Source organism: Neoroseomonas rubea, from assembly GCF_016106015.1.
In the GTDB taxonomy this organism is placed as follows: Bacteria; Pseudomonadota; Alphaproteobacteria; order Acetobacterales; family Acetobacteraceae; genus Neoroseomonas; species Neoroseomonas rubea.
Genome location: NZ_JACADQ010000105.1, coordinates 1 through 12,165, shown reverse-complemented (window position 1 = coordinate 12,165; position 12,165 = coordinate 1). Strand labels below are relative to the sequence as shown.

General features: G+C 71.0%; 10 protein-coding genes, 1 tRNA gene and 1 pseudogene. 10 read left to right on the top strand and 2 right to left on the bottom strand.

Translation table 11 applies throughout. From position 1 onward, the window contains the following. The 3 genes and pseudogenes from HW577_RS12185 to HW577_RS12175 form a co-directional block, all read left to right on the top strand. A pseudogene (locus HW577_RS12185) lies at window positions 1-220 on the top strand (hypothetical protein); the annotation flags it as partial. Further along, on the top strand, window positions 204-389 hold the full coding sequence (locus HW577_RS12180) for a DNA gyrase inhibitor YacG (RefSeq protein ID WP_198376402.1): 186 nt from the start codon (window positions 204-206) through the stop codon (window positions 387-389). The pseudogene HW577_RS12185 and the gene HW577_RS12180, both read left to right, overlap by 17 nt. A gap of 71 nt (window positions 390-460) precedes the next feature. After that, window positions 461-536: transfer RNA gene (locus HW577_RS12175), tRNA-Phe, on the top strand. Window positions 537-1,923: 1,387 nt separating this feature from the next. Here HW577_RS12175 and HW577_RS12170 read toward each other — a convergent pair. Next, window positions 1,924-2,835, bottom strand: coding sequence for an FkbM family methyltransferase (locus HW577_RS12170; protein ID WP_198376401.1), 912 nt, complete (start codon window positions 2,833-2,835; stop codon window positions 1,924-1,926). 136 nt (window positions 2,836-2,971) lie between these two features. Here HW577_RS12170 and HW577_RS12165 point away from each other — a divergent pair, with 136 nt between their 5' ends. The 7 genes from HW577_RS12165 (at window position 2,972) to HW577_RS12135 (ending at window position 10,094) form a co-directional block, all read left to right on the top strand. After that, a complete protein-coding gene (locus HW577_RS12165) occupies window positions 2,972-3,886 on the top strand; it encodes an ABC transporter permease subunit (RefSeq protein WP_198376400.1) in 915 nt (304 codons plus the stop codon). 118 nt (window positions 3,887-4,004) lie between these two features. Next, the gene (gene livM, locus HW577_RS12160) at window positions 4,005-5,327 is read left to right on the top strand and encodes a high-affinity branched-chain amino acid ABC transporter permease LivM (protein WP_232474881.1); all 1,323 of its coding nucleotides are present in this window, start codon (window positions 4,005-4,007) and stop codon (window positions 5,325-5,327) included. Window positions 5,328-5,331: 4 nt separating this feature from the next. Further along, a complete protein-coding gene (locus tag HW577_RS12155; protein WP_198376399.1) occupies window positions 5,332-6,126 on the top strand; it encodes an ABC transporter ATP-binding protein in 795 nt (264 codons plus the stop codon). Window positions 6,127-6,134: 8 nt separating this feature from the next. Continuing rightward, window positions 6,135-6,842, top strand: coding sequence for an ABC transporter ATP-binding protein (locus tag HW577_RS12150; protein ID WP_198376404.1), 708 nt, complete (start codon window positions 6,135-6,137; stop codon window positions 6,840-6,842). A 2-nt stretch (window positions 6,843-6,844) separates the two neighbouring features. After that, window positions 6,845-8,488 carry an NAD(P)/FAD-dependent oxidoreductase gene (locus HW577_RS12145; RefSeq protein ID WP_198376398.1) on the top strand — a complete coding sequence of 548 codons (1,644 nt, stop codon included), beginning with the start codon at window positions 6,845-6,847 and terminating at the stop codon, window positions 8,486-8,488. Further along, window positions 8,485-9,660, top strand: a complete 1,176-nt coding sequence (locus tag HW577_RS12140; protein ID WP_198376397.1) for a BaiN/RdsA family NAD(P)/FAD-dependent oxidoreductase — start codon at window positions 8,485-8,487, stop codon at window positions 9,658-9,660. The genes HW577_RS12145 and HW577_RS12140 overlap by 4 nt, the downstream gene beginning before the upstream one ends. A 32-nt stretch (window positions 9,661-9,692) precedes the next feature. Further along, window positions 9,693-10,094, top strand: a complete 402-nt coding sequence (locus HW577_RS12135; RefSeq protein WP_198376396.1) for a hypothetical protein — start codon at window positions 9,693-9,695, stop codon at window positions 10,092-10,094. Here the strand turns inward: HW577_RS12135 and HW577_RS12130 are convergent. Next, window positions 10,085-12,165, bottom strand: a 2,081-nt coding sequence (locus tag HW577_RS12130) for a caspase family protein (protein ID WP_198376395.1), incomplete at its 5' end; no start/stop codon positions are given. The genes HW577_RS12135 and HW577_RS12130 overlap by 10 nt on opposite strands.

The window sequence follows — 12,165 nt, the reverse complement described above, 5'->3', positions numbered from 1 at the left end:
GCTCGCCGCGCTGCGCCAGGGGGCGCGGGATGCGGCCGCGCGGCCGGGAGCGCGATTCGCGTTGCGCGCGACGCCGGGCGTGATCGCGGCGCTGGAAGGCCTGCCCGGCGCGCTCGAGGAAGCCGCGGCTTCGATGGGCCGGCCCTTGGTGCTGCGCCCCGACCCGCTCGCAGGCGAGGCCCTGGTGGAGGAGGTTCCGCGCGATGGCGGAGAAGGATAGGCCGCGCCGCTGCCCGATCTGCGGGCGCGCGGCGAGCGTGGCGTCGAAGCCCTTCTGTTCCCCGCGCTGCGCGCAGGTGGATCTCGGCCGCTGGCTGACGGGCGCCTACGCGATCCCGGCGACGGAGGAGGAACCGGGCAGCGCGGAGGATGACGAGGACGGGCGCTGAGGCCGCTGGACAGGGGGCGCGGGCTCGGCTATTTCCCGCCGCCTCTCCGGTGGCCTTCGGGCCGCGCATGGGCCCAGGTAGCTCAGTTGGTAGAGCATGCGACTGAAAATCGCAGTGTCGCTGGTTCGATTCCGGCCCTGGGCACCACCTCTCTTTTCCTGACGTTGCCGATGATATCCACGGGCCGGAAGCTGATACTTGCGGCTGCCTTCTAGAGTGCGCGGGCTCCTTCTTGCCCCGTCCAACGCGACCTTTGTTTCCAAACGGGACAAACGCGGAGAGGGAAGGAAGATCGATGGGCGCCCTTCCCTTCGATCTTTTCGGTATCGCCGCCACGGATCTGGTCGTCAGGCTGCGCAGGCCAGCGCAGCGGAGCGCCAGCCGGAACGCGCGCCGCAGGTTCCGTTGAGGTCCCTCTCCAGGTCGCGCTCTCGCCGTGCGCGAAGCGGTGTTGGATCGTGCCACCGGTTCGCCCCCCGACCCACCGGCCGTCGTCGTATGCGTGGAGGCCGGCCGCGCTCCGCGGTCCTAGCGCGAGCCGCGCAGTTCTCCCTCAGCTCCTTGGAGCCCCTGCGCTGAAGCTCCCGATGTCGCGTACGGCATGTGCTCGGCGCCGCGCGGGGTTCACCAGACCAGGCTTATCGTTGGGCCGAGCCGTGCGTCCGCTCGCGTCGCGGTCAGAACGCGAAGTCGCGACACGCCGCGCAGCGAACAGCTCGTCCCAAGCCTCGATGTGTCCACCGCAGCCGGGGCGCGTTCAGCGTCACGGAGCAGGGCCGCCGCGTCTCACCGGCGCGGCGGACGCTTCCCGACGGGAGGCGTCGGGGTGACGATGACGCCCTGCCCGGCCTCCTTGGCACGCACGTCTGCCGGGTCCTGGTCCGGGGCCGGCTGGGACGCTTGGGCATTTGCGGGAGTCGGTGCAGGGATGACGCCCTGGCCCGTCTCATCAGGGCCCGGCGGCCGCCGGGCGGCGCGGGGGCGCGAGCTGGCGTTGAAGGCCATGCGATTCTCCGAACGCGCAGAATGCGCGACATTCCGGAACAACGCTGCGCCGCCTGAGGGGTTGCGCGAGCCGGCTCGGTCAAGGCCTCGCGTGACCGCGAGAGCGTCAGAGGCAACGGCATCGTCCGGCACGGCTTTGGACCCATTGCGTCCCGATCGCTGCCGGCGGCCGAGGATCTGGCAGGCTGCTGAAAAGCTCCCAGCGGTGGGCGGTGAAGGCTGATTCATCGCCGCGATGGCAGCGGATCTCGCCGGTCAGCGTGCCATCGGCCTCGCGTTGGGAATCGCCGTCGCCGCAGGCCTGGTCCATCTCGTCGCTGCCCGCCCAGGTGAAGCGGATGCGTTCGCTGCTGGGGTGACCGTCGATCTCGACCTGGACCGCATTGAACGCGAATTCACCGCCGCTGTCCGCGTCGAACCGGATCTATCCGGGCCAGAGGAGGTCGATGAACGCGGCGTCCCAGAACTCCACGCAACTTCCGGCCCTCGGCACCGTCCGCGCCGATCCGCCCGAAGCGATCGGGCGGCATCACCCGACGAGACGCTTCTTCCACCTCTCCCACCGCGTCGTCCGCACATTCAGCCCCGGGAACAGCGTCCGCGCCTCCGCCAGCGCGCCGATGGGCGTCAGCCCCGCCGCCACCGCTTCCTCCCCCGCCGGCACGCAGAGCGCGTTGAGGTCACCCGCGCCGCCGAACCCAGGGTCCGGCGCAGATCGAAAATTGTCGGGCCGCCAGCCGCGGGAGGGGTGCCAGAAGGGGCGGTAGCCCATCTCCCGCACCAGGGCGATCAGCGCATCCCCGCCCGGATGGTCGTTCACCTCCAGGTACAGGAAGGGCCGGTGCCGGGCGATCAGCGCCCGCGCTCCGGCGATCACGCTGCGCTCCATCCCCTCCACATCCGCCTTGATCAGGCGCAGCGAGGGCTCGTCGGCGAGCATGGCGTCGAGGGTCGCGACGGGCACCGTCTCGGCCGGCGCCGCATCCTCGGCCAGCACCGGGGTCCCGGCCAGGCTGAGGGCGGCGCCGAGCGCCTCCCGCCCGTAATCGACCTCCGGCACCGCGATGCGGCCGGGCGCTTCGCCCAGCGCGGCCAGATGCGCGCGCAGCGCGTCGGCGCCGTTCAGCACGGCATTGGCCGACAGCAGCCCATGGATGACCCGCTGCGGCTCGAAGGCATGGACGCGCCCGGTCGGCCCGACGGCGCGGGCGAACGGAATGGCGTGCAGGCCGATATTCGCCCCCGCATCCACCACCCGGTCGCCCGGGCGCAGCAGCGGCAGCAGCAATTCGAGCTCCGCTTCCGCCCATTCGCCCAGGGCGTCGAGGAACCGCCCGAGCATGTCGTTGCGGCTGTAGAGGAACAACCCCCGCCGCAACCCCGCGAGCACGATCCGCCGCGCATCCTGCACCTCCACCGCGAGCGGCCGAGCCCTGTCCATGCGCCAGCTTCCTTGTATTCGGATCGAACCAGGAATGGTTCCATGCCGGGCCCCGCTGCGGCAAGGGGCGAAACCCCTTCGCCGCCGGATCGGCTTGCCCTATGTCGGGCAGGTCTGGGGGAAGAAGGGGAAGCCCGTGGCCTATGCGCTGCAGCAGCTGATCAACGGCATCAGCCTCGGCATGATCTACGGGCTGATCGCCGTGGGCTACACGATGGTCTACGGCATCATCGGCATGATCAACTTCGCCCATGGCGACATCTTCATGATCGGCGCCTTCATCGCGCTGATCTCGATCGTCATGCTGGTCTCGGGCGGGATCATGGAGGGGCCGGCGGCGATCCTGATCGTCCTGCTGGTCTCCATGTGCGTCACCGCGCTGTACGGCTGGACGGTGGAGCGCGTGGCCTATCGCCCGCTGCGCGGGTCCTTCCGGCTTGCGCCGCTGATCAGCGCCATCGGCATGTCGATCGTGCTGCAGAACTACGTGCAGGTGGCGCAAGGCGCGCGCGTCAAGCCGATCGAGCCGCTGCTGCCGGGCGGCGTCGAGGTGATGCGCGCGGACGCCTTCGTCGTGCAGTTCTCCTACATGCAGATGCTGATCATCGCGGTGACGCTCGCCGTGCTCGGCATCTTCACCTGGCTGGTGACGCGAACACCCTTGGGCCGGGCGATGCGCGCCTGCGAGCAGGACAGGAAGATGGCGAGCCTTCTGGGGATCGACACCGACCGCACCATCAGCCTGACCTTCGTGATCGGCGCGGCCCTCGCCGCCGTCGCGGGGTCGATGTACCTGCTGCGCTATGGCGTGATCGACTTCTACATCGGCTTCCTCGCCGGGGTGAAAGCCTTCACCGCGGCGGTGCTGGGTGGCATCGGCTCGCTGCCAGGGGCGGTGCTGGGGGGCTTGCTCATCGGCCTGATCGAGACCTTCTGGTCCGCCTATTTCAGCGTGCAGTACAAGGATGTCGCGGCCTTCTCGATCCTGGTGCTGGTGCTGATCTTCATGCCGACGGGCCTGCTCGGCCGGGCGGAGGTCGAGAAGGTATGACGGTGGTCGGAAGAAGCCCGGACATGCGGCCCGCCGCGTGTGCCGCGAAGCCAAGCCATGCGGATGCGCAGCACCCGACGCCGGAGGGGCACGAGGGCGACGCCTTCGTGCACACGGCATGAACGGCGAGGTCGCCGCCATCACCATGGCCGCCCGCCCGAAGGTCGCGGCCGCGGCGGTGAAGGATGCCGCGATCACGGCGCTGGTCGCGCTCGGCCTGTTCGTCCCCATCGTGGGGCTGCGGACGGATGTCTCCTCGGCCGGCACTCTGTATCTCCGCGAACGTTGGGGCGATGTCGCGATCCTCGTCGTGCTGGCCTTTGCGGGGCGGCTCGGGCTGCTCACCTGGCGCGGACTGCGCGGGGAAGCCAAGCCGGCGACCGCCGCGCGCACAGCGCTGCTTGCCAGGGCGGGCACCTTCGTCGCACCCCTGCTGCTCGGCCTGGCCGTGGTGCTGCCCTTCATGCCGGGCACGGGGCGGTATGAACTCGACCTCGGCATCCTCGTGCTGACCTATGTGATGCTCGGCTGGGGGCTCAACATCGTGGTCGGGCTCGCGGGGCTGCTCGACCTCGGCTACGTCGCCTTCTACGCGGTCGGCGCCTATTCCTACGCGCTCCTGGCGACGACCTTCGGCTGGTCCTTCTGGATCTGCCTGCCGCTCGCCGGCATCCTCGCGGCCTTCTGGGGCGTGCTGCTCGGCTTCCCGGTGCTGCGCCTGCGCGGCGACTACCTGGCGATCGTGACGCTGGCCTTCGGCGAGATCATCCGCGTCGTGCTGATCAACTGGGCCAGCCTGACGGGCGGGCCGAACGGCATCACCGGCATCCCGCGCCCGTCCTTCTTCGGCCTGCCCTTCTCCATGTCGGGCGAACCCGACACCTTCGCCGGCTTCTTCGGGATCGAGCCCTCGCCCGTCCACCGCGTGATCTTCCTCTACTACCTGATCCTCATCCTCGCGCTGCTGACCAACTGGGTGAGCATCAGGCTGCGCCGCCAGCCGCTCGGCCGCGCCTGGGAAGCGCTGCGGGAGGACGAGATCGCCTGCCGCGCCCTGGGCATCAACATCACCAACACCAAGCTGACGGCGTTTGCGATCGGGGCAATGTTCGGCGGCTTCGCCGGCGCCTTCTTCGCCACGCGCCAGGGCTTCATCAGCCCGGAATCCTTCACCTTCATCGAAAGCGCCATCATCCTCGCCATCGTGGTGCTGGGGGGGATGGGCAGCCAGATCGGCATCGCCATCGCGGCCCTGGTCATGATCGGCGGGTTCGAGGTGTTCCGCGACCTCGATGAATGGCGGATGCTGGTCTTCGGCGGGGCGATGGTGCTGATCATGGTGGTCCGCCCGCGCGGGCTGGTGGGCAGCCGCACGCCCACCATCGCGCTGGGCGCGCGGCGGGCAATCGGCGCGGAGCATGTCGGCGAAGGGCGCGGCTGACCCGATGACGGCACCGATCCTGCAGGCCGAGGGCCTGACCATGCGCTTTGGCGGGCTGACCGCCGTCGACGCCGTCTCCTTCACCGCCATGCAGGGCGACATCACCGCCATCATCGGCCCGAACGGTGCGGGCAAGACGACGATGTTCAACTGCATCACCGGCTTCTATCGCCCGACCGAAGGCGCGCTGCGCCTGATGCGGGACGGCGCGCCGGTGGAACTGCAGCGCCTGGCCGGCCATCGCATCGCGCGTGCAGGTGTGGCGCGCACCTTCCAGAACATCCGTCTGTTCCAGGGCATGACGGCGCTCGAGAACCTGCTCGTCGCGCAGCACAACACGCTCATGGCCTCGACCGGCTTCGGCATCGGCGCGCTGCTGGGCGCACCCGGCTACCGGCGGGCGGAAAAGCTCGCCATCGCCAAGGCGGTGCGCTGGCTCGAGGCGACAGGCCTGATCGACCGCGCGGACGACCCGGCGGGCGCCCTGCCCTACGGCCAGCAGAGGCGGCTCGAGATCGCGCGCGCCATGTGCACCGACCCGGTCCTGCTCTGCCTCGACGAACCGGCCGCCGGACTCAACCCGCGAGAATCGGAGGAACTCGCCACCCTGCTGCGCGCCATCCGCGACGGCGGCTGCTCCATCCTGCTGATCGAGCACGACATGGGCGTGGTGATGGGCATCTCCGACCGCGTCGTTGTGCTCGACCACGGTCGCAAGATCGCCGACGGCCCGCCGGCCGAGGTGCGCGCCGATGCGAAGGTCATCGCCGCCTATCTCGGCGAGGGGGACGACGCGTGAGCGCCCCGATGCTTGCCGTCGACGCGGTCTCGACCGCCTATGGCGCGGTGCAGGCGCTGCGCGACGTCTCGATCGAGGTCGCGAAGGGGGAGATCGTCACCCTCGTCGGCGCCAACGGCGCGGGCAAGTCGACGCTGCTGATGACGATCTGCGGCGACCCGCGCGCCCGCGCCGGCCGAGTGGCCTTCGAGGGCCGCGACATCACCGCGCTGCCGACGCATGAGATCATGCGCCTGGGCATCGCGCAGGTGCCTGAGGGCCGCCGCGTCTTCCCGCGCATGTCGGTGATGGAGAACCTGCTGATGGGCGCGCAGGTGGCCGGGCACGATCCCGCGCCGTTGCTCGCCCAGGTCTTTGCGCTGTTCCCGCGCCTGCAGGAACGCCAGGCGCAGCGCGGCGGCACGCTCTCGGGCGGGGAGCAGCAGATGCTCGCGATCGGCCGCGCGCTGATGTCCAGGCCGCGGCTGCTGCTGCTGGACGAGCCCTCGCTCGGCTTGGCACCACTGATCGTGCGGCAGATCTTCGCCGCCATCCGCGACCTGAACGAGAAGGAAGGGCTGACGGTGCTGCTGGTGGAGCAGAACGCGAACCAGGCGCTGCGCCTCGCGCACCGAGGCTACGTGCTGGTGAACGGGCGCATCACGCTGCGTGGCACGGGGCGGGAGCTGCTCGCGATGCCGGAAGTGCGCGACGCCTATCTCGGCGGCGGGCATTGACCATGCTGCGGCTGATCGACCTGAAACTGCCGCTCGACCATGCCGACGGCGCGATCGAGGCGGCGCTGGTCGCCCGCCTCGGCCTCGCGCCCGGCGAGCTGCGCGGCTTCAAGGTCGCGCGCCGGGCCTGGGATGCGCGGCGCAAATCCGACATCCACCTGGTCTATTCCATCGACTTCGAGGTGGCGGACGAAGCCGGCCTGCTGCGCCGCGCCGCGGGCGACCCGACGCTGGAGCGCACGCTCGCACCCCAGCCGGAACAGGAGTACCGCCACGTCGCGCGCGCGCCGGGGGCGGGCTGGAAGCGGCCGGTCGTGATCGGCACCGGGCCCTGCGGCATCTTCGCAGCCCTCATCCTCGCCGAGATGGGCTTCCGCCCTATCATCCTCGATCGCGGCAAGGTGGTGCGCGAACGCACCAAGGACACCTGGGCGCTGTGGCGGCGCGGCGTGCTGACACCCGAGAGCAACGTGCAGTTCGGCGAGGGCGGCGCGGGCACCTTCTCCGACGGCAAGCTCTATTCCGGCATCAAGGCGCCGGAGGCGATGTCGCGGAAGGTGCTGACCGAATTCGTCGCCGCCGGTGCGCCCGAGGAAATCCTGTTCGTTGCCAAGCCCCATATCGGCACCTTCCGACTGGTGACGATGGTGGAATCGATGCGGGAGAAGATCATCGCGCTCGGCGGCGAATACCGCTTCGGGACCAAGGTGACGGATTTCGTGGTCGATACGGGCCGTGACGGCACGCGCAGCATCCGCGGCGTGGTGACGGAAGCGGGCGAGACGATCGAGACCGACCACGTCGTGCTTGCCATCGGCCATTCGGCGCGCGACACCTTCCACACCCTGTTCGACCGCGGCGTCTTCATCGAGGCGAAGCCCTTTTCCATCGGCGTGCGGATCGAACACCCGCAATCGATGATCGACCGTGCCCGCTTCGGGGATTTCGCCAAGCACCCGATCCTGGGGGCGGCCGACTACAAGCTGGTGCACCATGGCGCGAACGCGCGCAGCGTCTATTCCTTCTGCATGTGTCCCGGCGGCACGGTCGTCGCGGCCACATCCGAACCCGGCCGCGTCGTGACCAACGGCATGAGCCAGTATTCGCGCGCCGAGCGGAACGCCAATTCCGGCATCGTCGTGGGCATCGAGCCCGCGCGCGACTATCCCGGCCATCCGCTCGCCGGCATCGCCTTCCAGCGGCATTGGGAGGAACGCGCCTTCGCCGCCGGCGGCGGCGACTACCGCGCGCCGGCGCAGCTGGTGGGGGATTTCCTCGCCGGCCGGCCTTCCGCCGCACTCGGCGCCGTTATCCCCTCCTACAAGCCGGGCGTGACGCCGACCGACCTCTCACTCTGCCTTCCGGATTTCGCGGTCGCCGCGATCAGGGAAGCGTTGCCCGCCTTCGCGCGGCAGATCCGCGGCTACGACCTCGCGGATGCGGTGATGACCGGGGTGGAGACGCGCACCTCCTCCCCCATCCGCATCCGGCGCGGGGCCGACTGCCAGTCGGTCAACACGCGCGGGCTGTTCCCCGCGGGCGAAGGCGCGGGCTATGCGGGCGGGATCTATTCCGCCGGCGTGGACGGCATCCGCGTGGCCGAGGCGGTCGGCCGCGCCATGGCGGGACTGGCGGTCGCGGCGTGACCCATTTCGATGTCGTCGTCCTCGGCGCCGGCGCGGCGGGGATGTACTGCGCGATGCGCGCGGGGCAGCGCGGGCGGCGCGTGCTGCTGATCGACCATGCCGAGGAAGCGGGGAAGAAGATCCTCATCTCCGGCGGCGGGCGCTGCAACTTCACCAATACGGGCTGCGTGCCGGAACGCTTCCTGTCCGCCAATCCGCACTTCGCGCGCTCCGCGCTCGCGCGCCACACGCAGCACGACTTCATCGCGCTGGTGCGCAAGCACCGCATCGCCTTCCACGAGAAGACGCTCGGGCAGCTGTTCTGCGACGGGCCGGCGCGGCAGGTCGTCGCCATGCTGCTCGCCGAATGCGGCGCCGTCGGCGTGGAGTTGCGCCTGGGCACGCGCGTCACGGGCATCACGCGCGCCGACCGCTTCAACATCTCGACCGACCGTGGCGCCGTCACGGCGGAAAGCCTGGTGCTCGCCACCGGGGGCCTGTCCATTCCCAAGATGGGTGCCACGGGCTTCGCGCATGACGTCGCACGGCGCTTCGGCCTGCCCCTGGAGGCACCGCGGCCGGGCCTGGTGCCGCTGATGTTCGCGGGCGAGGACCTCGAGCTGATGCGCCCGCTCGCCGGCGTCGCGCTGCCCAGCATCGCGCGCTGCGGCCGCGGCACCTTCGCCGAGGCCATGCTCTTCACCCATCGCGGCCTGTCGGGCCCGGCGATCCTGCAGGCCTCGTCCTATTGGCGGGAGGGGGAGCCGCTCCTGCTCGACCTGCTGCCCGAGCGCGACGCGACGGCGGAGCTTCTCGCCGCGAAGCGCGCCCGGCCGCGCGCGGAATCGCGGACCATCCTGTCGGAGATGCTGCCGCAGCGCCTCGCGCAGATGCTGGCCGCGACGCAGCTGCCGCCACGCATCATCGGGGAGGTCGGCGACGCGCCGCTCAAGGCGCTCGGCGCGCTGCTGAAGGGGTGGCGGCTGATGCCCGCCGGCACGGAAGGCTACGCCAAGGCCGAGGTGACGCTGGGCGGCGTCTCGACCGATGCGCTGTCGCAGCAGACCATGGCGGCGAAGGCGGTGCCGGGCCTGTTCGTGATCGGGGAGGCGGTGGACGTGACAGGCTGGCTCGGCGGCTACAATTTCCAATGGGCCTGGTCGAGCGGCTGGGCTGCCGGCGAGGCGGCCTAGATTCCGCCCTCATCGCCCACCATTTTCCGGTGATGCGCGCCATCCCGCTGCTCGCCATGCTGACGCTTGCCGCCTGCGCCACCACGGCGGGCTTCGATGCCCGCATGCAGGCGCTGGTGGGTGCGAGCGAGGGCGACCTGGTGCAGGCCGTCGGCATACCAGAGGCCGACTTCACCACGCCCGACGGCAGGCGCTTCCTGCAATATGAACGCCTCGGCAGCCGCGGCCCGCAGCCGGCGCCGACCATCGGCTTCGGGGTCGGTGGCTTCGGCTGGCGCGGCGGGGTCGGCACGGGGCTCGGGATCGGGACATCCTTCCCCGTCTATGCGCCGCCGCCGGAATGCCGCGTGACCTTCGAGATGCGCGGCGGGCGGGTCGCCGGCTATTCCCGCAGCGGCACGGGCTGCGTCGCCGTCCCGCCGGATCAGCGCTGAACCTGGCCGAGCGCGAAGGACCGCAGGTCGCGCTGCGCGGCGCGGAACACAGCGTTCTGCTGGTGGCCCTTCTCCCGCGCCAATTGCGGCACGCGGCGCATCACCCATTCCCCCAGCGCGAGCGCCGTCACGCGCCCTTCCGCATCCACCGCCGCGCGCCCGCGCAGCCCTTCCATAAGCGCATAGGCGAAGACACCGTTGCGGTCGTCGTAGGAATCGAGTGCTTCCTGCACCGAGGATGACGCGGCGAGCAGGAAGCGCCCCGTGTCGTTGCCGATCGCGGCCAGCTGGTCGATGTCGATCTGTCCGGCGTAGCAGGTGTCGATCATGATGAAGGCGTCGCGCGCGCGAATGCGCGCGAGTGCGGCGACCAGCGTCGAATCCTCGATCCCCTGCTGGCGCACCGAGGCCATGCTGCTCATGTCGCGGATGTCGGAAGGTAGGAACAGGAAGCGGTTGCCCGGCTGCGCCACCACCCCATGCCCGGCGATGTACAGGATGAAGGTATCGGCCGGTGCGGTGTCCCGCGCCGCGGCGGCCAGCGCATCGAGGATGCCGCGGCGCGTCGCCCGGGCATCGGGCAGGGTGCGCACCTCCACCTCCCGGAACAGGCCGGCGCCACCCACACGCAACGCATCGCCCACGGCATTTGCGTCCGGCACCGCGAAGCGAAGGTTCAACTCGGCGAGCGCATGCTGGTTCACGCCGATGGCGAGCACCAGAAGCCGGCCCGCGCCCGGCGGCGCCTCGGGTTCCCCGGGCCGGCGCAACAGCAGCGCGGGGCCTTCGGCGAACAGCGCGCCGTCGCTGGCGTAGAGCCGCGTCGCGATGCGGTTCGTGCCGCCATCGAGCGGGACCTCGACGCTGCTCTCCCCGGCCGAGGGCTCGGCGCGGGCGGCGATGCGGTCGTTCACCAGCACGTCGAGCGGCCCGAAGCCCAGCCCCCGGTCGGTCGCGGTGAAAGCCATGCGCAGCGCGCGCGCGCCATCCGGGAGGTTGCGCGCATCCCAGGCCAGCGGCTGGCAGTCCTCCCCCACCACGGCGCAGAGGCTGCCGGGGGCGAGCGTGGGCAGGCGGCCGATGCGGCTGCGCACCTCGCCCAGCTGCGTCAGGCGTTCGCGTGCCGGGGCGAAATCCCCCGCGATCCGCCCGCGTACCGCGCGCGGGGCATACAGCGCGCGATAGGCCTGCTGGAACGACGCCCATTCGGGCGTCTGGTTCCGCCCGCCATTGAGGTGCACGCCGACCAGTTCCTGCCCGCCATTGGGCGCGTGGTCGAACAGCCCCTCCGGCGTCCAGAGCGCCCAGCGCAGAGTCTCGGCATGGACGAAGAGCGCGGCGATCTCGCGCAGCGCCCCGGCCTCGAAGCGGTACCAGCGGATGGTGCCGTCGCCGAGTGCCGCGATGCCGGTATCGCCCGCGACGGTCACGCCCCAGACCGTGCCCGGCGTCTCGACGGAATCGATCAGCCGCCCGGCCGCGTCGAACAGCCGCAGATGCGTGTCGGTGCCGAGAAGGAAGCCGTCCTCCCGCACCAGGATGGCCAGGCTGCGGGCGAACTCGCCCTCCCCCAGCCGCAGCGGCACGTTGCCAAGGCGTGGGCGGTTCGATCCCTGCCAATCGAGCACGCGGATGCGGGCGGTCTCCGTCCGCGCCGGCGCGAAGCCGCCATCCCCCTGCCAGGCGGAGAGCGTGCCGCCCAGCGGATCGAAGACCAGCGGCGTGCCGCCCGCGCGCAGGGTGAAGCGCGCCTTGGTGCCGTCCGCCGAGACGGCGAGCGTCACGCCCGTGTTGCGGAAATCCCCGCCCGGCGGGCGCGGCGCCATGGCGACCGCGCCATCGGGGGCGAGCCGCCCCCAGCCCGGATCGGCCGCCGCGTAGACCAGCCCGCCCGCAGGCAGCGGCAGCAGGTGGGAAATCGCGTCGCGCGCGGCCGGCACGTCCGTCGCGGCGCCGAAGCCAAAATCCCCCCAGCGGCGGATGACGAATTCCCGCGGCGCCTCCGGCGACGCCGCGGCGGCGGCGGGCGCCGGGGCGGCCTGCGCCGGCGCGGAGATCCGAAGAGCATACG

What these genes read in the sequence shown, in the direction of transcription:
- HW577_RS12180 (WP_198376402.1), top strand. Translation starts at nt 204, where the DNA reads ATGGCGGAGAAGGATAGGCCGCGCCGCTGCCCGATCTGCGGGCGCGCG.
- HW577_RS12170 (WP_198376401.1), bottom strand. Translation starts at nt 2,835, where the DNA reads ATGGACAGGGCTCGGCCGCTCGCGGTGGAGGTGCAGGATGCGCGGCGG.
- livM (WP_232474881.1), top strand. Translation starts at nt 4,005, where the DNA reads ATGAACGGCGAGGTCGCCGCCATCACCATGGCCGCCCGCCCGAAGGTC.
- HW577_RS12155 (WP_198376399.1), top strand. Translation starts at nt 5,332, where the DNA reads ATGACGGCACCGATCCTGCAGGCCGAGGGCCTGACCATGCGCTTTGGC.
- HW577_RS12150 (WP_198376404.1), top strand. Translation starts at nt 6,135, where the DNA reads ATGCTTGCCGTCGACGCGGTCTCGACCGCCTATGGCGCGGTGCAGGCG.
- HW577_RS12145 (WP_198376398.1), top strand. Translation starts at nt 6,845, where the DNA reads ATGCTGCGGCTGATCGACCTGAAACTGCCGCTCGACCATGCCGACGGC.
- HW577_RS12135 (WP_198376396.1), top strand. Translation starts at nt 9,693, where the DNA reads ATGCGCGCCATCCCGCTGCTCGCCATGCTGACGCTTGCCGCCTGCGCC.